General features: G+C 59.4%; 23 protein-coding genes and 1 pseudogene. 8 read left to right on the top strand and 16 right to left on the bottom strand.

What is annotated here, in order from left to right:
• From N7333_RS19245 to N7333_RS19195, 11 genes and pseudogenes are all read right to left on the bottom strand, one after another.
• A pseudogene (locus N7333_RS19245) lies at positions 1–264 on the bottom strand (hypothetical protein); the annotation flags it as partial.
• A complete protein-coding gene (locus N7333_RS19240) occupies positions 261–581 on the bottom strand; it encodes a DUF2388 domain-containing protein (protein WP_003241095.1) in 321 nt (106 codons plus the stop codon). The pseudogene N7333_RS19245 and the gene N7333_RS19240, both read right to left, overlap by 4 nt.
• Positions 582–712: 131 nt before the next feature.
• Complete coding sequence (locus N7333_RS19235) at positions 713–847, bottom strand: DUF2388 domain-containing protein (RefSeq protein ID WP_129483770.1); 135 nt, start codon at positions 845–847, stop codon at positions 713–715.
• 19 nt (positions 848–866) lie between these two features.
• Positions 867–1,187, bottom strand: coding sequence for a DUF2388 domain-containing protein (locus tag N7333_RS19230; RefSeq protein WP_003241091.1), 321 nt, complete (start codon positions 1,185–1,187; stop codon positions 867–869).
• Between the two features lie 86 nt (positions 1,188–1,273).
• Positions 1,274–1,477, bottom strand: coding sequence for a DUF1127 domain-containing protein (locus N7333_RS19225; RefSeq protein ID WP_129483769.1), 204 nt, complete (start codon positions 1,475–1,477; stop codon positions 1,274–1,276).
• 225 nt (positions 1,478–1,702) lie between these two features.
• The gene (locus N7333_RS19220; RefSeq protein WP_003241087.1) at positions 1,703–1,918 is read right to left on the bottom strand and encodes a DUF1127 domain-containing protein; all 216 of its coding nucleotides are present in this window, start codon (positions 1,916–1,918) and stop codon (positions 1,703–1,705) included.
• 292 nt (positions 1,919–2,210) lie between these two features.
• Positions 2,211–2,846: an adenylyl-sulfate kinase gene (gene cysC / locus N7333_RS19215; protein WP_129483768.1), complete on the bottom strand. Its 636-nt coding sequence runs from the start codon at positions 2,844–2,846 to the stop codon at positions 2,211–2,213.
• Positions 2,847–2,864: 18 nt separating this feature from the next.
• The gene (locus N7333_RS19210; RefSeq protein WP_129483767.1) at positions 2,865–3,851 is read right to left on the bottom strand and encodes a glycosyltransferase family 2 protein; all 987 of its coding nucleotides are present in this window, start codon (positions 3,849–3,851) and stop codon (positions 2,865–2,867) included.
• Positions 3,852–3,919: 68 nt separating this feature from the next.
• Positions 3,920–7,213: a glycoside hydrolase family 99-like domain-containing protein gene (locus tag N7333_RS19205; RefSeq protein WP_129483766.1), complete on the bottom strand. Its 3,294-nt coding sequence runs from the start codon at positions 7,211–7,213 to the stop codon at positions 3,920–3,922.
• Between the two features lie 66 nt (positions 7,214–7,279).
• On the bottom strand, positions 7,280–8,035 hold the full coding sequence (locus N7333_RS19200) for an ABC transporter ATP-binding protein (RefSeq protein ID WP_003241079.1): 756 nt from the start codon (positions 8,033–8,035) through the stop codon (positions 7,280–7,282).
• Positions 8,036–8,043: 8 nt separating this feature from the next.
• On the bottom strand, positions 8,044–8,799 hold the full coding sequence (locus tag N7333_RS19195) for an ABC transporter permease (protein WP_051002206.1): 756 nt from the start codon (positions 8,797–8,799) through the stop codon (positions 8,044–8,046).
• A gap of 125 nt (positions 8,800–8,924) precedes the next feature.
• On the opposite strand from N7333_RS19195, the gene N7333_RS19190 reads away from it, so the two are divergent.
• From N7333_RS19190 to N7333_RS19170, 5 genes are all read left to right on the top strand, one after another.
• Positions 8,925–9,671, top strand: a complete 747-nt coding sequence (locus N7333_RS19190) for a sulfotransferase (protein ID WP_096825217.1) — start codon at positions 8,925–8,927, stop codon at positions 9,669–9,671.
• Positions 9,672–9,684: 13 nt separating this feature from the next.
• Positions 9,685–10,608, top strand: coding sequence for a glycosyltransferase family A protein (locus N7333_RS19185; RefSeq protein WP_129483765.1), 924 nt, complete (start codon positions 9,685–9,687; stop codon positions 10,606–10,608).
• Positions 10,605–11,600 (top strand): glycosyltransferase, encoded by a 996-nt coding sequence (locus N7333_RS19180; protein ID WP_129483764.1) that lies wholly within the window; start codon positions 10,605–10,607, stop codon positions 11,598–11,600. The genes N7333_RS19185 and N7333_RS19180 overlap by 4 nt, the downstream gene beginning before the upstream one ends.
• A gap of 86 nt (positions 11,601–11,686) precedes the next feature.
• Positions 11,687–12,442 (top strand): class I SAM-dependent methyltransferase, encoded by a 756-nt coding sequence (locus N7333_RS19175; RefSeq protein ID WP_129483763.1) that lies wholly within the window; start codon positions 11,687–11,689, stop codon positions 12,440–12,442.
• The gene (locus N7333_RS19170; protein WP_279859246.1) at positions 12,442–13,602 is read left to right on the top strand and encodes an acyltransferase; all 1,161 of its coding nucleotides are present in this window, start codon (positions 12,442–12,444) and stop codon (positions 13,600–13,602) included. Before N7333_RS19175 ends, N7333_RS19170 begins: the two co-directional genes overlap by 1 nt.
• Here the strand turns inward: N7333_RS19170 and N7333_RS19165 are convergent.
• Positions 13,565–14,368 carry a 2OG-Fe(II) oxygenase gene (locus N7333_RS19165; protein WP_080589449.1) on the bottom strand — a complete coding sequence of 268 codons (804 nt, stop codon included), beginning with the start codon at positions 14,366–14,368 and terminating at the stop codon, positions 13,565–13,567. The two genes, N7333_RS19170 and N7333_RS19165, sit on opposite strands and share 38 nt — an antisense overlap.
• 19 nt (positions 14,369–14,387) lie before the next feature.
• Here N7333_RS19165 and N7333_RS19160 point away from each other — a divergent pair, with 19 nt between their 5' ends.
• Positions 14,388–16,277 (top strand): sulfatase-like hydrolase/transferase, encoded by a 1,890-nt coding sequence (locus tag N7333_RS19160; RefSeq protein WP_279859245.1) that lies wholly within the window; start codon positions 14,388–14,390, stop codon positions 16,275–16,277.
• Positions 16,278–16,331: 54 nt separating this feature from the next.
• Here N7333_RS19160 and N7333_RS19155 read toward each other — a convergent pair whose 3' ends face one another.
• From N7333_RS19155 to N7333_RS19140, 4 genes are all read right to left on the bottom strand, one after another.
• Entirely contained in the window at positions 16,332–17,768 is a 1,437-nt protein-coding gene (locus N7333_RS19155; protein WP_096825220.1) for an NAD(P)(+) transhydrogenase (Re/Si-specific) subunit beta, read from the bottom strand.
• A 2-nt stretch (positions 17,769–17,770) separates the two neighbouring features.
• Entirely contained in the window at positions 17,771–18,085 is a 315-nt protein-coding gene (locus tag N7333_RS19150; RefSeq protein WP_003241061.1) for an NAD(P) transhydrogenase subunit alpha, read from the bottom strand.
• A gap of 11 nt (positions 18,086–18,096) precedes the next feature.
• Positions 18,097–19,218 (bottom strand): Re/Si-specific NAD(P)(+) transhydrogenase subunit alpha, encoded by a 1,122-nt coding sequence (locus N7333_RS19145; RefSeq protein WP_003241059.1) that lies wholly within the window; start codon positions 19,216–19,218, stop codon positions 18,097–18,099.
• A gap of 466 nt (positions 19,219–19,684) precedes the next feature.
• Positions 19,685–20,581: a LysR family transcriptional regulator gene (locus N7333_RS19140; protein ID WP_129483760.1), complete on the bottom strand. Its 897-nt coding sequence runs from the start codon at positions 20,579–20,581 to the stop codon at positions 19,685–19,687.
• Between the two features lie 177 nt (positions 20,582–20,758).
• Here N7333_RS19140 and N7333_RS19135 point away from each other — a divergent pair, with 177 nt between their 5' ends.
• Together N7333_RS19135 and N7333_RS19130 are read left to right on the top strand one after the other, a co-directional pair.
• Positions 20,759–21,937, top strand: coding sequence for an acyl-CoA dehydrogenase (locus N7333_RS19135; protein WP_129483759.1), 1,179 nt, complete (start codon positions 20,759–20,761; stop codon positions 21,935–21,937).
• Between the two features lie 56 nt (positions 21,938–21,993).
• The gene (locus N7333_RS19130; RefSeq protein ID WP_129483758.1) at positions 21,994–23,217 is read left to right on the top strand and encodes a CaiB/BaiF CoA-transferase family protein; all 1,224 of its coding nucleotides are present in this window, start codon (positions 21,994–21,996) and stop codon (positions 23,215–23,217) included.
• Positions 23,218–23,470 lie beyond the last annotated feature (253 nt).

The raw sequence follows: 23,470 nt of genomic DNA, 5'->3' as shown, positions 1-23,470 counted from the left end.
CAGCTCGATGCCGCTCAGACGGCCCACCTGGCCGTACACCGCAGGCGGCAGGCCGCTTCGCCAGCGGACTCGCACCTCGACATCCAGCTGTTCGACGAAGCGCGGCGGCAGCGCCGCCATGGCCTCGTCCAGTAGCTCCTGGCTTGCCCGGCGCTCGGCAGACGTCAGCGTCTGCCCATCCAGGCTCAGACGCAGCTGCGCCTGGGCGCCGCCTGCGACTAGGGCCAGCAGCGCGGCGCAACACCAGGCGGCAAGGCGAATCACAGGGCGAGAATGGCTTCGGCCAGTTGCAGATCGCTGGCGCTCTGCGCCGCAGGCACCTGCTGACGGATGGCCTGCAGGGCCGCTTCCAGTTGCGCCCCGCGGATGGCGCCGGCGCTGGCGACGAAGCTGGCCGCATCGTCACGGGCCTGGGTCACCACCTTCATGTCGCGCAGCGACGTGGTGGTATCGGAGGTGAAGTTGATGCTGCGATCCAGGGCGCGCACCACGATGTTGCTGGTGGCGACCACGGTTTGCGCCTGAGCGATGCCGCTGAACAGGGCGCAGGCGGTGGCGAGGGTGATGAGTGAACGACGCATGGCGTGACTCCGAAGAACTGCGGATGGAGGCTTGGACGAAGCGGATGCTGGCCGGTTCCCGAATGCCGGGCGGCTGCATCGACGGCCGCTAAGGCTAGCGGAATCCGCTGGGCGGACCAAGCCGCAGTCGCTCAGGTTTCCTCCCAGGCGAGGATGGCCTGGGCGAGTTCGTCGTCGGCTTTGCCTGGGTAGTGAAGGCGCAGATGCCGCAGGGCTGCCTCCAGATTCACGCCTTTAAAGCGTTCGGGGGTGAGCTGCGTCTGCACGGCTCACAGATCGGCCGAATCAGCGACTCAGAATGGCCTCGGCCAGTTGCAGGTCGCCGACGTTCGCCAGCTCGGGCACACGGCTGCGCAGGTGTACCAGCGCCGCCTCCAGGCGTGCACCGCGAAGCACACCGCCGCTGGCCACGAAGCTGGCGGCATCATCGCGGGCGGCACGAACCACCTTGCTATCGCGTAGGGAGCTGGTGGCATCCGAGCTGGCTTCGGCCGTGGCCGCCACTGCGCCAAGCAGGGTATCGGTCGTGGCGACGAAGCTGCTGGCACAGGCAGCGGTGGCCAGGCCCAGCGTCAAAATGGCCGCACTCAGGGATTTGCAGTACATGAAATCGAGCTCCGGAAAGAGGCAGGCGGATCAGCCCACCTGCCGCGGGAGCTTAGCCCAACGGCATGCTCGCAACCATTGCTGGCTCAGCGCCAGAAGGGCTTGGCCAGTTCCGCGTCGCGTTGGCTGCCGCTGATGCCGATATCGCTCAACTGCTGTGCATCCAGGCGAGCCAGGTGACGGCGCGTCTGCAGGTTGCGTTGCCAGCACTTAAACAGTGAATAGAGGTTCAGCCAGTCGAGGGCCGAGACGATATCGGTGGCCGAGCGGTGTTCGCGAGTGCGTTCCATGGCGTGCTCCCGTCGTGACGCAGGGAAGGGCAGCTCATGATCATGCAGGTGTCATCCGCGGGGGCAGATGCAATCGGAGGGAATTGCGTGGGGTCAGTGCACGGTTATCGGCAACTGTACTGCTCGCCAGGGCGATGACTGTTGCAGATAAAACGAAAGCCCCACCGCAGCAGAGACGGTGGAGCTTTCAGAAGGTCCCAACTTGGGAGGGAGCAAAGCGGTGAATCAGCGCCAGAACGGCTTCTGCAGCTCGGTGTAGCGCTGGTTTTCGGTGATGCCGGCGTCGGCCAGCAGGCGCGCATCTAGTCGAGCCAGTTGACGGCGGCTGACGATGCGGCGCTGCCACAGGCTGAGGGTGGCGATCACGCGGAGCGGCCAGGCAGCCTTGTCGCTGGCGGCACTATGAGTTTGGAGCAGGGCGGAACTGAGGGTACGTTCCATGGTGGTCATCCTTCCGCTTGTGGCGGGGCTGGTGTTTGCTTTCGATGGGCAAATTATCCCGAGCGAAGCAACGACTCAGTAGTCACAGCTGGATGAAATTGTTGTGCTATTAGATAGGTTGCTTTGTAACTGTTCGGTCAGGAATCGACATAACTGTACCGGTCATAAGTGAAAATACTGGGTGCAACCGCGAATATCGAGATTTTCAACTGGCTGGAAGGTGTCTGTTACGTAATTCTCGGCGGTACAGTTTGAATTGATATGCTTGGTGAGGCTGACCTTTTGATCAGGTTTATGACCCGCCGCACCTGCTCTCGTTATCTCGAATGAGGAAAGGTTCTACGAGCTTCAGCATGCGTTCAATGCAGGAATCGACTGTTGAAGAGGAGGTGTCGATGCTTAGAGCAGGGGTCAGCGGAGGTTCATAAGGCGCCGATATTCCTGTGAAATCGCTTATCAGGCCTGCTCGTGCTTTCTGGTAGAGGCCTTTCGGATCTCGCCGTTCGCAGTCCTGTAAGGCAGTACTGATATGTATTTCAAGGAATGCTTCGTTGCCTATTATGTCGCGGGCTGCACCACGATCTTCGCGGTAGGGTGAAATGAACGAGCTGATAACGATCAGGCCCGCGCTATTCATAAGTTTGGCGACCTCCGCGACGCGTCGGATATTCTCCGTGCGGGCATGAGGCGAGAAATCTAGGTCACGGTTAAGCCCGTGACGCACATTGTCACCGTCCAGTACGAAACAGGCATGCCCTTGGCTGATCAGGCGTTTTTCCAAAGCAAAGGCCAAGGTAGATTTCCCTGCTCCACTCAAACCTGTCATCCACAGCGTGACCGGATACTGTTTCAGTAGATCGCGACGATGTTCAGGGGTGGTCTGAGGCGACTGCCAGACAAGATTACTCGCAGTGTGAAGTTGATTCATGGCTGGTTCCTGAAAAGGTCAGAGCTTGCCGAGTAAGGCGGCCAGTAACAGTCCCAGATTACCTGGGACGGTCTGTCGATACACCCCGGAACGGCTGATACGCCACAGTCGCAATGGCAATGGAGAGCGTCGGGCTCTGGCGAATGCTTGCAAACGACGTAAGCTTTCTTCGCTAAGCATTTCCCGACAGTGATGCAACGATTCAATGTTGGTCTCGTTCCAACTCTGAAAATGTCCGGCGAACATCCGACGAATGCGATGCAATCGGTCCTTGAGGCTGGAGTTTGAGCCAACCAGGTTGCCTCCGTGCTGGCGGTAGTCTACAGATGGGCTCGCACTGTAATGAACCCGACCTCCGGTACCGCTGACCAAGAGATAGGCCCACCAGTCATGAGAGACGACAGGCAAACTGGCGGTGCGCTCCAGTAATTGCTTAGCGCTGTGGTTGAACACCATGGTGTTACCACCGGCGATGCTTTGCACCAAGGCGTTCTTGAATGATGGCGCTCGAGGGAAAAGAGGCGAAACCCCAAAAGGTTGTCCATCCTCCCGTATCAGGCGAGTCCGCCCACAGTGCAACGCCGGGACAGACGGATCGGCGGATTGCATCCACGCTATCGCTTTGGATAAATGATCAATATGCCAAATGTCATCTTGGTCGCAGAAAGCGAAGTACTCTGCACGAATAAAGGGGGTACTGACCAACGACATGAAGTTGGCTACGAAGCCGCGCCGCGGTCCCGCTATCACCCTTAGTCGGTGTTCGCCGAGTTGCTGTTGATAGCGCAGCAACAGAGTAAGGGTGCCGTCGCAAGAGCCATCATCCGACGCCACTATCATCCAGTTATCGTGGCTTTGTTGAATAATCGACTGCAACTGTTCGGCTAAAAAACGCTCGCCGTTGTAACAGGCGAGCAGGATCGCAACCTTCGGAATGGTTGGGCTGGGTACAACCGAAGAGCGCTCTCGGGCCGTGCTCGCTTCCTGAATGGCCTCGTTATACATACTGCTTCCTCTTTTGGGGATGGAGAGAGCGCTGTTTAAGGATGTGGCAATCGTGCGCCGCTTACCGCTTATGAAGGACACGGCGTCGTTTTGGCGAAGGCGTAGGACCGATTCGCTACACTGCTTTCGCTGCTACTTACTTCCAGCCCTGCCGCTTTGGCGCTAACACTGAAGGCGCGCTCCAAGGCATGAGCCAATGTGCCGTCGACCTGCCCCGCTTCCTCTTCGAAACTGTCCTCTTCCAGCGCAAGGTTGAGCAATGGTAGGAAAGCGCGGGTCTGAGCGAAGAACATCGTGCCCGCGACGAAGTTGAGTGCGCCGAGGTCGTCGGGCTCTACTCCGAGGCGGCAGGCAAGTCCCTCGACGCGGCGTGCGTTTGAGCCCCAATAGAAGCTCATCGGAACCAGGTGCCCGGCAGGACCGAGAATGCCGGTAATCGGCGCTCGAGAGAAATGATCCAGCGCTTGACGCATGGCGTTTTTGGTCAGCAGCTTGTCGTAGAGATCCCGCCGCCAGGTTTCCCCATCGTCCCTGTGTGGGGACTTCTTGGTGTGAACTTTCAGCAGCAGGTTATGGCCGTCGGCGATGATGCGTGGCAGCAGCTTTATGAAAGGCAGTACGTCACGCCCTCGATTGATAACTTCCTCCAAATGCCATGGGTGGCGGCTGCCTGCCAAGAGACCTCTGGTTATGCGTGCTTTATCTGTGGGGCAGGACAGATACAGCTGCAAGGCAACCCCTTCGATTTGTTGCAAATAAGCAAGGATGTCGCGCAGAACGTCCGGATAATAAGCGTGTATTACCACAGCCAGACGCTCGCCGCGCTGGAATACGGGCGGTTGGGGCAGGCTGGCGCGTAGGCTAGCCATGCGCGTGGCCTCGAGAAACCCATAGCCATGACGCTGATCTGGCTCCAGATGGGCCCCTTCGGCCCATTCGTTCCAGGCATTGATGAACACCAAACGCTCATCAGGATTGGATTCGCGCGCCAGCGTATCGCGCATGGCATTGAGCAGCCATTGCTGATAACCGCGTGGCGAACTGTTGACGAACGAGGTGCCGCGATTGCGGCGACGTGCCGTGTTGTCCCATGAGGGGCAAACGCCTCGGAACAGCTTATAGGCAGGCTTGCTGTACTGACCACTGCGCTTGAGGTAGATGCTCCAGTCAAAGACCTGTCCGCGGAAATCTTCCTGTAAGGATCGGACGCGGTCGGTAACCGGCGGTGGTTGTGTGGCATTCGGAGGGAATTCGATAGCGGCATCGAAGCCGAATCGTGAGGGCGCTACGTTATCGAAGGACTGAGTGTAGGCAAGGTAGATCTCACCGATTCCATTTTCCCTGCACCAGGTACGCCAGCGCGATGCGGTGGCCTTCGCATCCGGGAGTTCGCTAGGGCGGTAGACCAGTAGCATCGGCCTGCCATTGACGCGGATATAGCGAGGGTCACGCATGTAGCGCGCTATATAGGCGATAAACGCCAAGTCATCCTCAGCACTGTGGTTCTGTCCAATGAGAATCTCGTTGTCGAGGCCGTCCCAACGACGGCTCCAGTTCTCGTTGGCCCAGCACAGGCAGAACGGCAGATCGAGACTTTCGTCCGCGAGATAGCGCTCGATAGGCGCCTCTAGTAGACGCTTGCCGCCGAACCAATAGAAGTAAAAGCAGAAGCCGCCTAGGCCGTACAGCTTGGCGAGTTCGACTTGGCGCTGCTGTGTCTGTCCATCTAGCAGGTCATAGTAGCCGAGGTCGCCGGGCACATGTGGCTGATAATGTCCCTCATACTGAGGTAGGGCCGGGCGAACATTGGTCCACTCGGTGAAGCCCTCTCCCCACCAAGCATCGTTTTCTGGAATCGGATGAAACTGTGGCAAATAGAAGGCAATCAGCTTGACCGGGGTTGCAGCCGGGGTCTCCGAGGCTAGGCGAGGAACTGCCAGTATCGGTTCATTGAGCCATTTCAACCGGCCGACGGAGGAGGGCGCAGGCTGTAACTCCTGCTCCTGACTCCATAGCCAGTCACGGTAGGCTTGGGTTTTGCTGAACAGCGGGGCTGCGTGAGTGAACAGCCTTTGCTTGATTGCCTGTTTCTGGGAGACGGATAGAGGAATGAGTCGCCACAAGCCGCGGGCGCTTTCCGACAGTACGCTGCGTAACAGCAGGGCCGGATTGCGATGGTGGCGCCGCAAGCCCCGGAATGGCCGCATTAGTCGCCAGGAACGGCTGGCATAGACCCGTGCGAGTTCGGCGCGCAGCTCATCCTGGCGCAAGAGGCAGTTGCTCAGCTCGCTAGCCAGTTCGTGGCGATCTTGCACCGCCTGAGCATGCATATGCCAGGCGGTGCCGCACTCGGTTGTGGCCGTGGCGAGCTGGGTGCGTAGCCGATCCAGCTCTTCGCTGAGACGAAGGGTCATTTCATCATGCCGGGTGCCTAATTGTTCCTGCTCAATGGCATGACGGCGGAGCAACTGTTGGCGCTCATGGTCGGTTTCGTCGAAAGCTCGGCTGAGCGGTTTCAGTTCGCCTAAAGCGGCAGTCAGATCGACGCAGCTTCGGGTTACGCTGTCGTCGAGAAAATCTAGGCGATCAGCGGCGATCTGGCGCATCAGTTGATAGAGGTTGGCGACGGGCTGCAACACCTGCTCGCGATTGGCCAACTGATCGGCATTGTGTTGTGCGTGGCGAAGTCCCTGGCTGAGAAAGTCGTGCGCAAATTCTGTCATCCGCGGCGCATCGGCTGCGGGTAAGGTGAGCTTGAACGCCTCGGCGATTCGCGCCAGCTGTTGGACAGGCTGGTCCATGAGTGCGTCATAATCGACCAGTATCCGGCGCGTACTCTCGCTGTATCTCAAGGCGGACAATTGATACTGGGCCCAAAGCAGCTGTGAGCGCATAGAGGCCATGCCGTCACGCTTTTGCAGCGAGGCGGCAACGCTCAGGGGGTCACGCAGGCAGATGAGGTAGTAGGGCTCGATTGATAGTTCGGCCAATACCGTTTGCCAGAAGGGCAGCAATAGGCAAGTTTGGGGGTCTTTGAAGGCGAACAGAGCTGTGCCGGAAAGCTTGTCGTGCAGGATTTGCCGAGCCTCCTTGCGCCACGCCTCTAACCCCGGAGCCAGCATGAGGGCAGGGGCGATGTCGCCGAGCCGGTCCCAAGCGGTGCCCAATTCCGCCAGCAAGCGGGTGTTGAAACGGTGTATATCCAGGTCTTCGAAAAAGCCCTTCTCATTGTTGTTTTCGGCGGCGGGCATCAGGTTGTCGCCGAGCTCTACACCCAGTACCTCCAGCGCTCGGGTTATGACGCTAGTCCCGCTCCGATGCATGCCGAGGACGACGATTACCTTCGTCAGATCAACACTCATATAAACCTCAACCAAGGCCGTTTATCGGCCCTTTTGTTTTTGTCGAATTCGGTTGTAGGGGCGCGCTCAGGCTACCGCCTGGTGTTTGGCTGCCCGCTCCTTGGCTTGTTCCATTTTCACGGCAATGCGAATGGTCTCCAGATAGCCGCTGATGACCTCGTCCGTGGGGCCGCAGCATAGGCTGCGACCTTCATGAAGCCATAGCACCCGATCACAGAGCGATTGAATCGCCTCCATGCTGTGGGAGACCAGCACTACGGTCTTCTTGGCGCGAATCTTCTCGCGCATAGCCTGGTGGGACTTGAGCTTGAAGCTCTCATCGCCCACGCCTAGCACTTCGTCGATCAGCATGATGTCCGGATCGGCGTGGATGGCCACGGCAAAACCCAGGCGGGCGCGCATGCCGGTGGAGTAGGTACCCACCGGGCGCTCGAAGAATGCGCCGAGTTCGCTGAAGCTGTGTATTTCATCCATGAGCGCGCGGATGCGCTTGAGGGGCAGCCCCAGCAACAGGCCGCCGATGACTACGTTCTCGCGTCCCGATAGCTCGGGTTTGAAGCCGACGCTCAGCGCCAGCAGACTGGCGCTCAGGCCGGGCTGGCGCCAGAGCTTGCCTCTATCGGGTTCGGTGATACCTGCGATCATGCGCAGCAGCGTACTCTTGCCTGCTCCGTTGGCACCGATCACACCGAGTGTTTCGCCGGCATTGAGCGTAAAACTGACATCATCCAATGCCCAAAAATGGTTGTAGCGCAGGACGCCGGTGCGCTGACGATAAGACAGCCCGACATTGCGGGCCTCGAGAATTACCTGCTCGTTCATGCGCGGTCTCAGTACAGCAGTTTGGGGTAGCGGCGTTCGTTGCGTGCCAGTATCAGCAGCGCCACCACCAGGATAGGCAGCGACAGCGCTGCGCAATAGCCGAGCGACTGCCAGTGTGGCCATTGGGCGTGCAGCAGGATGTCACGATAGGCACTGATCAGCAGCACCATAGGGTTGTACTCGAATGCGCTGCGCATGTTCTCCGGTACCTGATCCGCGCTGAAAAAGATGCCGGACATGAACATCATCAACATCAACAGGTTGTCGACCACCAGCTTCAGGTCCTGGGCGAAAGGGATTATCGCGGCCAAGAGCAGGCCAAAGGCGACGATGAGCAGTAGCTGGGTCAAAATCACCGGCAGCAGCCCCAGCCACTGCAGGCTGGGCTTTTTGCCGATGGCCAGCAGGAAACCGAGCAGTAACAGGAGCACGATGGTGAACTTGAAGGTATTGCTGAAGATCTGTATCAACGCGAACAGGCCCTTGGGGACATAGATCTGCTGAACCAGCCCAGCGTTCATTGGAATCGACAGACTGGCCTGGCGGACCGAGCCATCGAACCATTTCCAAGCGATCATTCCGCACAGCAAGAAAGGCACATAGTCGGGGCCGCCCTGACGCAGAGCGAGCCCGAAAACCACATAGAACACGGCCATATACATGACCGGCTCGATGATCCACCACAGGAAACCGAGGAAGCGCCGCGCGATTTCGGTGCGCAAGTCGCTATATACCCCGTACAGCAATATTTCTCCGTAGTTCATCGATTTTGGCTACCAGATTGAAAAGGCTGGGTCATTTAAACACAATGTGCTCGCTCTCCCGCAAGCATCCTGCGGACGGGCGCCGCTTCATATCAACAGCCTTATATCTAGAACAAGAGGCGTACATGCGGTTCATTCGGAATATTTTTTCGCGCTCGGAACGAGTTGTTACGCCGTCGCTTGTACCTTTGCCTTGCCCCGTCATGGTGGTGGGAATGCACCGCAGCGGAACCAGTTTCCTGACCGGTTCCCTGCAGCAGGCCGGGCTGGAACTCGGTAAGTACAGTGCTTGGAACCCGCACAACCTCAAGGGCAATCGGGAGAACCTCGATATTGTTGCGTTCAACGATGCCGTGCTGAACGCCCGCGGTTTTGCTTGGGATAATCCCCCTACGAGCAGCGTCGTATGGACCTCCGAGGAGTATGCTCGGGCGCAAGCCCTGATCGCCGATTTCGCAGGAGCCCCGCATTGGGGCTTCAAGGACCCGCGCTCGCTGTTGTTGGTAGAGGGGTGGCGAGAGCTGCTTCCCGATCTGCGTTTCGTCGGTATATTCCGCCACCCCACCGCCGTAGTGCAGTCGTTGCAAGCCCGTGGCGGCATGCCGGAGGAGCAGGCCCTAGCCCTGTGGGCGGCCTACAACGAGCGTCTGTTGGCGTTGTACCGGCAGAAGCCCTTCCCTCTGCTCTGCTTCGATGAGGACGAGGCGACCTTGCACACCAAGCTCAATCAAGTTCTGCTTGAACTGGGCTTGCAGCCACTTGAGGATGAGCGCTTCTTCAGTGCGGAGCTCAAGCATCACCAGCAGCTCGAGCAACCGCTGCCGAAAGCTTTGCAGACCATGTATCAGCAATTGCGCGCTTATGCGCGCTGAGTGAGGGACGGACATGGCCTTGTTTCGCCGCAAGCCACGGCTTTCGATCGTCGTGATCGTGTACAGGATGCCGGATCAGGCTGAGAAAACGCTCCTTTCGTTGAGCCCTGAATACCAGCATGGCGTGCGGGAGCGCGAATACGAGGTGATAGTGGTCGAGAACCACTCGGACAGGCTCCTAGGGCGTGAGCGGGCGATGCGCTATGCCGGCAACGTTCGCTACTTCCACCGCCAGGAGACTCAGCGCACGCCGGTACATGCCATCAATTTTGGTGCGGCCCAGGCCCGTGGCAGTCACGTTGCGATCATGATCGATGGTGCGCGCATGTTGTCGCCTGGGGTCGTCAGACTGGCGCTGGACGCCTTCCGCCTAGAGTCCGAGGCGGCCGTTTCGGCCCCCGGATACCACATTGGCCACAAGCTGCAGCAGGTGGCGGTCAACGAAGGCTATGACGAGGAGGCTGAAGCGGAGCTGCTCAGGAGCATCGAGTGGCCGCAGGACGGCTATCGCCTGTTTGACATCGCGGTGCTCAGCGGCTCCTGTCAGGGCGGTTTTTTCCAGAGTAATTACGAAAGCAATTTCATTGCAATGTCCGTGCGGAAATGGAAGGCGCTGGGGGGAGTGGATTCGCGCTACAACGACTTCGGCGGCGGCAACGCCAACCTGGACCTCTACAAGCGCCTGCTGGAATACCCAGACACGCCGTTCTACATGCTGTTCGGCGAGGGCTCCTTCCACCAGTTTCACGGGGGCGTTACCACCGGCACGCGCAAAGCCGAGCGTGATGTGATTTACAAGCAGCTGGACGATCAGGATCGCGCATTGCGTGGCGATGATCGCGCGCCGCCCAGCGTACGGCCGATCCTGTTTGGCTCCCCGCACCCGAGCGTCTACCGCTTCATTCGCCATTCGCTGGACAAGGTGCAACCACAATGAGTCGCCCGCTGCTGTCGATCATCGTGATCGTCTACGATATGCCGCGCCAGGCGCTCAATACCTTGATCAGCCTGAGCCCAGGTTATCAGCAGGGTGTCCTGGCCGACGATTACGAAGTGATAGTGGTGGAGAACCGCTCACAGCGAAATATGGACGTCGAGGCGATAGCTGCCCTGCCGGGAAATTTTCGCTACTTCCTGCGTGACGAGCCAGGTGTTTCCCCGGCAGCGGCGATCAACTTTGCCTTTGCTCAGGCCCAGGGGCTATTCATCGGTCTGATGATCGATGGTGCACGCATGGTCACGCCGGGTGTGGTGCAGTATGCGCTGATGGCGCGACGAATAACGTCCGAGGCGATGGCAGTGGTACCCGGCTATCACCTCGGTGAGCACGAGCAGCAATTCCACCTCAGCCGCGGCTACAGCCAAGAACACGAGCAGCGCCTGCTGGAAGGCATCGACTGGCAGCGCAACGGCTATCGCCTGTTCGAGATTTCTTGCCTCAGCGGCGCCAACCCCAACGGAATCTTTCATCCGTTTATGGAGTGCAACTGCCTATTCTTGGACTCTGAGGTATTTCGCGATATCGGCCAGGCCGATGAGCGGTTCGATCTGCCTGGGGGCGGGGCACTAAATCTCTATCTGTATCGTAAGGCGGCCATGCATCCGCGAACCCGCTCGTTCATGTTGGCCGGTGAAGGTTCTTTCCATCAGTTGCACGGTGGAGTGACTACCTCGGAAGTCGCACAGCGCGAGACGATTCTGAATCGTCAGCGCGAGCAGCTTACCGAATTGCTGGGTGAGTCGTTCCGTTCGCCGACCGTGGAGCCGATCCTGTTGGGGAAGATACCGGGTTCCGCGCTGCGTTATCTGAAGCATTCGGTAGAGAGAGGCATGCATCGCGTGCAACGCTGCGCGGAGCGGAACGAGGACATGTATGCCGATGAGCGCAGCAAGGAGCGCAGCAGGGAATTAGCTTTGGATATGACATAGAGTCCCGTAGCAACGGAAAGCGCGACGCAGTATCAGCCGCGACCCGGTCGCGACAACAATCTAGACACTGAGCAGGAACTATAAGAATGACCCATGTGTACATGCCGCCGTCGATCCGTCATTTCGAGCCCTTACATATGGTGTTCAGCACCTGGGTCGATCACCTACCGTTCGGTTATGACCTAGTGGCCGCCATTAGACCGAAGCTGTTGGTCGAACTCGGCACACATAAGGGACTGTCTTATTTCACCTTCTGCCAGTCCATGAAGGAGAACGAAATCGACGGTCTGTGCTATGCCGTCGATACCTTTGAAGGTGACGAGCACACCGACAAATATGATGAGGCAGTGTTCACTGCGGTGAACAACCATAATCGTCAGAACTATCATGGCTTTTCCTACCTGATGCGCATGTTCTTCAACGACGCGCTGCGCCATTTCGACGAAGACAGCATCGAGCTGCTGCACATCGACGGCTTCCACACCTATGAGGCGGTCAGCGAGGATTTCGCCAGTTGGTATCCCAAGGTCAAACCGGGCGGCATCATCCTCTTCCACGACGTACAAGCCCGCTTGCAGGACTTTGGCGCATGGAAATTCTGGGAGGAGATCCGTGGCCAGCATGAAACGTTCACCTTCAATCATGGCTTTGGCTTGGGCGTGTTGCGCAAGGCTGGCGGGGACCGGAGCCAGGACTCTGAGCTGCTCAAGCTGCTTTTTGACGATCGTAGCGACAACACGGCGGCGAAAATGCGCGCGTTCTACGTTCATGCCAGCAAACACTTGGAGAACATGCGCAAACTCAAGCGATTGAATACCGCTGTGGTGGCCAAGCAAGACTGATGGAAAGCTCTTCAGCCCCTGCGGGACTGCGTTCCCCTCAGCGCTATCTGCCGCAGTTAGAGTCCCTGAGGGGCTGGGCCATTATCTTGGTTGTGTTGTTCCACTATGTCGGCATTCTCGGCACGGGCGGTCGTTTCTCGTTCGAGAGTTCACCAGTTTGGATCCAGATAATGGCGGCAGGCAACACTGGTGTCACGTTGTTCTTCGTGCTAAGTGGATTTCTGCTTGTTCAGCCCTTTGTTTTGGCAGCCGGCAGTGGCGAGCGAGTGGATGTTGTTAAGTTTTATTCCGCACGAATACTGAGGGTTGTGCCGCTGTATTATCTGGCGATTTTGGTTGCCTGGTGGATAACTGGTAAAACTGCGGCATTCAAAGCGCTGCTATTCATACCCGTCGGCTTCGAGGTGTTTCCGTTCAGTGTGCCGTGGTGGTCATTGTGCACGGAACTGCAGTTTTACATTCTGCTACCTTGGATCATGCTGGGGTTGCGCTATCGAGTGGGACGCTGGCTGGTGGTGGTAGCTGGCCTGTCTTGGCTGGTTCTGCATATATATTTCTTTCTACAACCACAGTGGCTGGTTGATCATCGCAATGATTGGATTCAGTCCTCTATATTTGGGCGTGGACCAGCCTTTTTGGTGGGTGGATTATGCGGCTGGGTCTACTTGCGCCAAGGCTGTTCTTGGTTGTTGGATTACCCTCGGCGCCAGGCATTGCTGGCCGCGGTATCGCTCGCGGCGCTACTCTGGCTCATGCGTTGGTACGGCATGACAGGCCAGAAGTTGGCACTCACGGTTATGCCGTTCTATCACGACGTAGAGGCTGTGCTTTGGGGCGGCTTGTTGCTTTGCAGTCTAGGACTGGCCAATTGGGTAAAGGGTCTGTTTATCAACCCATTGTTCAATCACTTCGGGTCTATTTCCTACTCCCTCTATCTGGTGCACGTGCCAGTGCAATTCTATCTGCTGTATCCGCTCGTGGCGTCCGCTGATGGCGCATTGCCCGTGTTGCAGACGCTGGCGGCTGTTGTCGTTAGCTTTCTCGTGTCGTGGGGGGGGGCGATACTTTGCTACAGGTTGATCGAGCTGCCTTTTCTCAAACTCAAAGCCCACCTGGCGGTGTTCAGCGATAGGCTTCGGGAACATCCTGCCAGAGCGTAGCGAAGCCAGGTTCTGCTTCTCCGGTCGGCCGGCCGTTGGTGTAGTAATAGAGCGCCAGCGACTTGCGATAAATGCCGTCAGGGCAGTTCAAAGGCTTGGGATGGCCATGGTAGGAAGTTGCTGTGGTGCTGAACACCACACAGCGATTGAGTATCGGCAGAACACGTTTTGGCGGCCCCTGCATGTCCGAGTCCCAGAGTTCGAGATGCCCGCCGTATTCCTCGGGCCAATTCGGGTTCAAATAGAGTAAGAAGTTGAGCCGTCTGTCGAGGCCGAACTCGCGATGGGTGGCGAAGTCTGCATGCACTTTGAGAAAGCCGCCTCGACCAATCTGGTGGATGCCGGCACCTCGCAAGTTGGGATCGGGAATCAGGTTGTCGATACCGGTCATACTGGCGAGGAAGTCGAGAAAATAGTGTGAATTCAGCTCCCAGATCAATTGGCGATAGCTGGGCGGCATCGCCAGTTGGTTGCGAATGTTGCGTTTGTCTTTCTGAACGTACTCGCCGGTTTGCTTGTCCTTGTGAGTGGCCTCGTTCCAGATTGGCAGGCTCTGATCCTGTGGGTATTCAGCAAGCAAGCGAGCCAGCGTCGAGGCAGGCAAAAAGTCGTCGATGACAATATGGGGAAAGGGCTCGTTGGCACGGTATATTTCGCCCAACTCGGCAGCTATCGTGCTCAGCGCGTCGTAGTTGATCAGCAATCCGGAAGACTCCGGTTGCATGACCTCGTTGCCTGACAACTTGGGAAAGTGTTCTCCATTCATTCGCCAGGGATCCTTTTAGATGAGAGTTCTGTTTCGTTATGGTCGCGGTACGCGCTTGCGTCTCGTGCTACTCGGCATTCTGCTGTGTATGGCCTACTCAGGCAATGCGGCGGAGTCGGATGCAAAGCCGAACATTTTGCTGGTTATGGTCGATGATCTGGGTAACAACGATATAGCAAGTTGGGGAGACGGCAGGGCGCCTACGCCAACACTGGACGCGCTTAGTCGAGGCGCAGTGCGCATGCGTCACCATTACACGGACAGTACGTGCTCGCCCAGCCGAGCCAGCTTGATCAGTGGTCGTCACCCGGTAAGTGTAGGTTTCCAGGCAGACGGCCTTGGGCTGTCACCCGATCTAGTCACCTTGCCCAAGGCTCTGCGATCTCTAGGATACAAGACCCTGCATGTGGGTAAATGGCATCTCGGTGAGGCGCTGGAGTACCAAGAGATTCAGCCTGGCCAGCAGGGTTTCGACTATTGGTTCGGCATGCTCAATCATTTCGTCTTGCAGGGGCCTGGACCCGATGGCCGCCCGTTGCGTCGGCAGCCTACTCATATTGATCCCTGGCTACAGGACAACGGAGCTGCACCAACTCAGCACCACGGTTACTTGGACGACATCCTTACCGGCAAAGCCGTCGAACTGGTAAAGGCTGGGGCGGGCGGAGCGCCTTGGTTCATCAATCTCTGGTTATTCTCGCCGCATACGCCCTACCAGCCGAACCCGGCCTTCAGTCAGCAGTTTCCTGATACACCGGAAGGACGGTACTTCGCCATTCTCAGCCAACTGGATCACAACATCGCGCGACTGCTGACGGCGCTTGAGGAGAGTGGTCAGGCAAAAAATACCGTGGTGATCTTCGCCAGCGACAATGGTGGCGCCAATAGTGATATGGATAACAATTATCCACTGGTCGGTAAGAAGGCGACATATACCGAAGGGGGAGTGCGTACACCGCTTCTGCTGCGCTGGCCCGGTCGTTATGAGAATCTGGATATCCGCGAACCGACGGTATTCATGGATTTGTTTCCAACATTGGTAGCCATGGCCGGAGGTAAGCCTCCGGTAGGCTTGGCGGGGCGCGATTTGCGGCCGCTATTCGAAGGCGGTAGCGTTCCGAGTTTCAACGCTCTCTACTGGGCGGGCGACAGCGGCGGGACTTTAGGAATGACTTATTCCGCGCATCTGCTGAACGAAAGTCGATTCTTCTATCGCGAACCCCTAGGGCAACTGCACAGTGGCGCGGTGACCTCGGCGATTGATGGGCGTAAACCCGAGGAGCAAGTGGTGCCGGCGTTCGGCGGGGCGCAGGCCGGCGCCATCATTCGCGATTGGGAGTGGCAAGTCCGGCCGGTTCCTTTGCGCTGGCAGGCTGCGGCCAAGGGCTCGCCGGGGTTATTGACCGGTAGGGACTTCCAGAGGGCGCCGGTATTCGGTGGTTACAGCATGGGGCTTTCGTTGCGAGAGCTGCGTTTCGCCGAAGAGGCGCAAACGCTGCTAGATCAGCCTGGTGTTTGGGGGGTGCGGTTGCTGCCCGATCGGCGAATTGAAGTCCGTCATGGCAGCACGCTTCAGGTCAGTGAGCCAGTGCAGTCGGGCGGACGCTGCGACAGCCTGGTGATCAGTACTCATGTTAAATCTGCAAGCACTTTTCCATTTCCCGGGCCGGCCAGGACCCGCCTGCTGCTCTACTGGAACGGGCGGCCGGTTCTGGACAGCGATCAGGTGCTCGGGCGGCCCGACACGGCAAAGGACCTAGGTAGTCCGACCTATGTTGGGGCGCGTGCCGATGGGGGCGAGGCGTTTCTCGGCGCCCCGCTGGCCGAGCCGTTGCTGATCAACAAGCTCCTTTTACCTGAGCAGGAGGGGCTCGCCTTGGGCGACATGCTCCAACGACTCTGCCGTTGAGGGCCGTTTAAACAAAAACCCCGGCCGAGGCCGGGGTTCGTTTGGCGCCAGGCCTTATTCCACCGCCTTGACCATGTCCTCGATGACCTTCTTGGCATCGCCGAAGACCATCATGGTCTTGTCCATGTAGAACAGTTCGTTGTCCAGGCCGGCGTAACCGGAAGCCATCGAGCGCTTGTTGACGATCACGGTCTTGGCCTTGTAGGCCTCGAGGATCGGCATGCCGGCGATCGGCGACTTCGGATCGTTCTTCGCCGCCGGGTTGACCACGTCGTTGGCGCCGAGCACCAGCACCACGTCGGTCTGGCCGAATTCGGAGTTGATGTCCTCCATCTCGAACACCTGCTCGTAGGGCACTTCGGCCTCGGCCAGCAGCACGTTCATATGGCCCGGCATACGGCCGGCCACCGGGTGGATCGCGTACTTCACGGTCACGCCGCGGTGGGTCAGCTTCTCCGCCAGCTCCATCAGCGCGTGCTGGGCACGGGCCACGGCCAGGCCGTAACCGGGCACGATGACCACGGTGTCGGCGTTGGTCAGCAGGAAGGCGGCGTCGTCGCTTGATCCCGACTTCACGCTGCGCTGCTCCTGACTGCCGCTGGCTGCGCCGGCATCGGCATCGGCGCCGAAACCGCCGAGGATGACGTTGAAGAACGAACGGTTCATCGCCTTGCACATGATGTACGAGAGGATGGCGCCCGAAGAGCCCACCAGAGAACCGGCGACGATCAGCATCGAGTTGTTCAGCGAGAAGCCGATACCGGCCGCGGCCCAACCCGAGTAGCTGTTGAGCATCGACACCACCACTGGCATGTCGGCGCCGCCGATCGGGATGATGATCAGCACGCCGATGACGAAGGCCAGTGCCACCAGGATGGCGAACGAGGTGATGTCGCCGGTGAAGGTGTACACCAGGCCCAGACCGACAATCGCCAGGCCAACGGCCAGGTTGAGCAGGTGCTGACCTTTGAATACCACCGGGGCGCCTTGGAACAGGCGGAACTTGTACTTGCCCGACAGCTTGCCGAAGGCGATCACCGAACCGGAGAAGGTGATGGCGCCGATGGCCGCGCCGAGGAACAGCTCCAGGCGGTTACCGGCCGGAATCGGGTCGGCCATGCTGGCAACGATGCCCAGGGACTGCGGTTCGGCCACCGCGGCGATGGCGATGCACACGGCCGCCAGGCCGATCATGCTGTGCATGAAGGCGACCAGCTCGGGCATCTTGGTCATTTCCACGCGCTTGGCCATGACCGTGCCGATGCTGCCGCCGACCAGCAGGCCAACGATGACGAAGCCCAGGCCCTGCACGGCCAGCTCGCTGCCCAGCTTGTGGATCAGGCCGACCGTGGTGACGATGGCGATGGCCATGCCGACCATGCCGAAAACGTTGCCCCGTCGCGACGAGGTCGGGTGCGACAGGCCCTTGAGCGCCTGGATGAAACACACCGAGGCGACGAGGTAGAGAACAGTGATCAGGTTCATGCTCATGGTCAGTGCTTCTCCGCCTGCGCTTTCGGCGCCTTCTTCTTGAACATTTCCAGCATGCGCCGGGTGACCAGGAAACCACCGAACACGTTGACCGCGGCCAGGGCCACGGCCAGGGTGCCCATGGTCTTGCCCAGCGGGGTGACGGTGAGCGCGGCCGCCAGCATGGCGCCAACGATCACGATCGCCGAGATGGCGTTAGTCACGGCCATCAGCGGGGTGTGCAGGGCCGGGGTGACATTCCACACCACGTGGTAGCCGACATAGATGGCCAGCACGAAGATGATCAGGTTGTAGATGCCGTCGGAAATCAGGTCCATGTCCCTACTCCTTAACCGTTCTTGCGCACGACTTCGCCGGCATTGCACATCAGGCAGGCCGCGACGATGTCGTCTTCGAGGTTGAGCTGGAACTGGCCTTCCTTGTCGATCACGAGCTTGAGGAAGTCCAGCAGGTTGCGTGCATAGAGTGCGGAGGCGTCTGCCGGCACCAGCGCGGCCAGGTTGGTATGACCGACGAGGGTCACGCCGTGCTTGATCACCACCTTGTCAGCCTCGGTCAGCGGGCAGTTGCCGCCTTGCGCTGCGGCCAGGTCGATGACCACCGAGCCCGGCTTCATTTCCTGCACGGTGGCTTCGTGCAGCAGGGTTGGCGCCTTGCGGCCTGGGATCAGCGCGGTGGTGATGACGATATCAGCCTGCTTGGCGCGCTCGTGCACGGCCTTGGCCTGGCGTTCCATCCAGGACTGCGGCATGGGACGGGCATAGCCGCCGACGCCTTGCGCGCACTCGCGCTCCTCATCGGTCTCGAAGGGTACGTCGACGAACTTGGCGCCGAGCGATTCGATCTGCTCCTTCACCGCCGGACGTACGTCGGACGCCTCGATCACCGCCCCCAGGCGCTTGGCCGTGGCGATGGCCTGCAGGCCGGCGACGCCAGCGCCGAGGATCAGCACGCGCGCGGCCTTCACGGTACCGGCAGCGGTCATCAGCATCGGCATGAAGCGCGGGTAGTGGTTTGCAGCGAGCATCACCGCCTTGTAGCCGGCGATGTTGGCCTGCGAACTCAGTACGTCCAGGCTTTGCGCACGAGAGGTACGCGGCGCGGCCTCCAGGGCGAAGGCGGTGATGCCGCGGGCGTTCATGCGCGCAATGGTGTCGTTGCAGAACGGATTGAGCATGCCCACCAGCACGGCCCCGGCTTTCATATGCGCGAGTTCGGCGTCGGTCGGTGCAACCACCTTGAGCACGAGGTCGGCGCCCAAGGCGGCCGAGTCGTTGCCAATGGTGGCGCCGGCTGTTTCATAGGCGCTGTCCGGGATGCTGGCGCTAATGCCAGCGCCGGTCTGGACGGTCACCTGGTGGCCTTGGCCGACCAGTTTCTTGACGGTCTCGGGCGTCGCGGCAACCCGCGTCTCCCCAGCATGGGTTTCGAGAGGAACACCGATGTGCACTTCTAATCTCCTGCGTGATCTTTTTTGTGAACCGGTGCACTGCGCTGGCGCGCCGGCGATTGGGGATCAGCACAAAACCTGCCGTAAGGTGGCGGGCGCGGCGATTGTGCAATCGAACGCAAACCCTTACAAGAAGTTATGGAGTAAAAAAAATGGATTACTACAAGTAATAGGTATATGAGGGATTTTTATACTGCCCGCAGGCCGCGCTCTGGTTGAAGGAAAGCAGGTTTCGCGGGGGCTGCACGAACTGCTCGTCATTCAGAGCGCGAATGACCGTTGGTCGTATTGACTGACGCGTGAAGAGTAGCGAACAGGGTGTTCGAAATAGTGAAATAGCCCGAAAGTACTGGTCGCGACCTGGATTGACCTCTGCGCGCCACTGTAGTGTGACCATAAAATCACTACCTGTTCTGTTTGTGAGCGTTTTGCTCTGAGACGTAGGGGCGCGCCTGTCGCGTGGATGTCATTCCTCTCGGTACGCACGGGCCTGGAGCAGCAGCCAATCGCGAAATGCCTTGAGCGCAGCCGACTCGGTCTTGCGCTCCGGCACCATCAGGTAATAGGCGTGGTCATGGCTCGGGACTGCCCTGTTCAAGGCTATGACCAGGCTGCCCTCGTCCAGTTCGCGTTGAATCAGGAAGGGCGGGATCAGAGCGACGCCCATTTCGTGGCGCGCGGCCTGCGCCAGCATGGAGAACAGTTCCAGGCGCGGACCGGTCATGTCGCGGGGTACGCTCATGCCCTGAGCGGCGAACCACTGACGCCAGGCATAGGGGCGGGTGGTCTGCTGCAGCAGGGGCAGTGCGGCGATGCGTTCGGCAGTGACCGGTTCGTCGCCCAGCAATTTCGGGCTGCAGACCGGCAGCAGATGCTCATGCATTAGAAAGTGCGCCTCGGTGCCCGACCATTCGGCATCGCCATAGTAGATGGCGGCATCAAAATGAGTGTCGGCGAACAGGAAGGGGCGGGTGCGGTTGGTCAGGTGCACCGTCACTTCCGGGTGCAGTTGCTGGAAGGTGCGCAGGCGCGGCAGTAGCCACTGCGTGCCGAAGGTTGGCACCACCGCCAGCTCGATGCTGGTGGTGCCCTGGTTGCCCATCAGCGCCAGGGTGTCGCGTTCCACCGCATCGAGCTGTGCCGCGACCCTGCGGCTGTACGCCACCCCTGCCTCGGTCAGCACCACGCCGCGTCGCGAACGGCGAAACAGCTCGACATTGAGAAAGCTTTCCAGCCCGCCGATCTGTCGGCAGATCGCGCTCTGCGTCAGGTTGAGCTCGTCTGCGGCCTTGGTGAAGCTCTGGTGGCGCGCGGCGGACTCGAAGGCGACCAGGGCAGCGGTGCTTGGGATCTTGCGACGCATCTATGCAAAAGCCTCACTCTTAATCGATAAATCTCCCTGAATAAGCTATCTCGAAGTGAGAAAAAAGCACAGGACTGTGCAAATTCTGCGTTTGTCCAATCAGCGAGTCGGGCCTAGGATCACCTCATTCAGGGTCGGCAGGACTGACCGCTCACTTCACCGTTCGAGGTTTTCGCGATGGCCAAGGCAAGCTTCAACTGGATCGACCCGCTGCTGCTCGATCAGCAACTGACCGAAGAAGAGCGCATGGTGCGTGACAGCGCCCAGCAATTCGCCAATGACAAGCTGGCACCGCGTGTGCTGGAAGCATTCCGTCATGAGCAGACCGACCCGAAGATCTTTCGCGAGATGGGCGAAACCGGTCTGCTGGGGGCGACCATTCCCGAGGTCTACGGTGGCAGCGGCCTGAACTATGTGTGCTACGGCCTGATCGCCCGTGAAGTGGAGCGTATCGACTCCGGCTACCGCTCGATGATGAGCGTGCAGTCGTCGCTGGTGATGGTGCCGATCAATGAGTTCGGCAATGAAGCGACCAAGCAGAAGTACCTGCCCAAGCTGGCCAGCGGCGAATATATCGGCTGCTTCGGCCTGACCGAGCCGAACCACGGCTCCGACCCAGGCTCGATGGTGACCCGCGCGAAGAAGGTCGACGGCGGCTACCGCCTGACCGGCAGCAAGATGTGGATCACCAATAGCCCGATCGCCGATGTATTCGTGGTCTGGGCCAAGGACGATGCCGGCGAGATTCGCGGCTTCGTGCTGGAGAAGGGCTGGCAAGGGCTGTCCGCGCCGGCGATTCACGGCAAGGTCGGCCTGCGCGCCTCGATCACCGGCGAGATCGTCATGGACAACGTGTTCTGCCCCGAGGAGAACGCCTTCCCCGACGTGCGCGGCCTGCGCGGACCTTTCACCTGCCTGAACTCGGCCCGTTACGGCATCAGCTGGGGCGCGCTGGGCGCCGCCGAGTTCTGCTGGCACACCGCGCGCCAGTATGTGCTGGACCGCCACCAGTTCGGCCGGCCGCTGGCGGCCAATCAGCTGATTCAGAAGAAGCTGGCCGACATGCAGACTGAGATCACTTTGGCCCTGCAGGGTTGCCTGCGCCTCGGTCGCATGAAGGACGAAGGCACCGCTGCCGTGGAAATCACCTCGATCATGAAGCGCAACAGTTGCGGCAAGGCCCTGGACATCGCCCGCATGGCGCGCGACATGCTCGGCGGTAACGGCATCAGCGACGAGTTCGGTATCGCCCGCCATCTGGTCAACCTCGAGGTGGTCAACACCTACGAAGGTACCCATGACGTGCATGCGCTGATCCTCGGCCGTGCGCAGACCGGTATCCAGGCGTTTTTCTAACCTTTCGCCCCCACAACGATCCCCGGTGCGCGCGGCGCACCCTACGGAGAAGTTCCATGCCTGGCGCTCTGTCCCATATCCGTGTCCTCGACCTGTCTCGCGTGCTCGCCGGTCCCTGGTGTGGGCAGATCTTGGGGGATCTGGGCGCGGAGGTGATCAAGGTCGAGCGACCGGGAAGCGGGGACGACACTCGGCATTGGGGGCCTCCTTATATAAAGGACGCCGAAGGCAATGATTCGCGTGAGGCGGCTTACTTCCAGAGCGCCAATCGCAACAAACAGTCGCTGACCCTGGACTTCACCCAGCTTGAAGGGCAGCGACTGGTTCGTGAACTGGTCGCGCAGTGCGATGTACTGCTGGAGAACTTCAAGGTCGGCGGCCTGGCGGCCTATGGCTTGGATTATGAATCGCTGAAGGTGATCAATCCGCGTCTGATCTACTGCTCCATCACCGGCTTCGGCCAAACCGGTCCTTATGCCAAGCGTGCCGGTTACGATTTCATGATCCAGGGGCTCGGCGGTCTGATGAGTTTGACCGGGCGTCCCGAAGGTGAAGAGGGGGCGGGGCCGATGAAGGTCGGTGTGGCGCTGACCGATATCCTTACCGGGCTCTATGCGACCGTGGGCGTGCTGGCTGCACTGAATCAGCGTGAGCAGTCCGGTATCGGCCAGCATATAGATGTGGCATTGCTCGACGTCCAGGTCGCCTGTCTGGCCAACCAGGCCATGAACTACCTGGCAACGGGCGTATCGCCCAGGCGTCTGGGTAATGCCCACCCCAATATCGTGCCGTACCAGGACTTCCCCAGCGCCGACGGTAATTTCATCCTGGCCGTGGGTAACGACGGTCAGTTCCGCAAGTTCTGCGAGGTCGCCTGCCTTCCGGCTTTGGCCGACGATCCGCGTTTTTCCACCAATAAGGCTCGGGTCGCGCATCGTGCCGAGCTGATTCCGCTGCTGCGGCAGGCCACGGTATTCAAGACCACGACGCAGTGGATCGAATTGCTGGAAAAGGCCGGTGTGCCGTGCGGGCCGATCAACGACCTGCAGCAGGTGTTCGTCGATCCGCAGGTGCAGGCGCGTGGGCTGCGTATCGACCTGCCCAACGCCATGGGCAGCACTACGCCGCAAGTCGCCAGTCCGCTGCGCCTATCTGCTACGCCAGTGGCTTATCGCTCGGCTCCGCCATTGTTGGGGCAGCACACCGAGGCACTGTTGCAGAGACTGCTAGGTATGAGCGAAACACAGGTTGCAGAGTTGCGTGAGGCGGGTGTGATCTGAGCTTGCTGCCTTATATAGAAGAGGGAAAAGGGGCGCTGATCCGTTTTGCGCAATTTTTTGCATATCAGGGGTTTACAGCTCGCTGTGCTCATGTAGAATGCGCGCCTCGCTGAGACGAACCTAGGTTCGACGAAGCGCTAAGTTGTTGAGATAGAAAGAAAATTTCTTCAAAAACAACTTGACGGAGTAAAGAGGTGCTGTAGAATGCGCGCCTCACCGAAGCGGAAGAGATGAAGCTGAGGTTGCTCTAAGC

The sequence above is a fragment of the Pseudomonas sp. GD04158 genome (assembly GCF_029834875.1).
GTDB lineage: Bacteria > Pseudomonadota > Gammaproteobacteria > Pseudomonadales > Pseudomonadaceae > Aquipseudomonas > Aquipseudomonas hydrolytica.
Note: the sequence above shows the minus strand (reverse complement) of the source record. Positions and strands in the feature narration are given on the sequence as shown.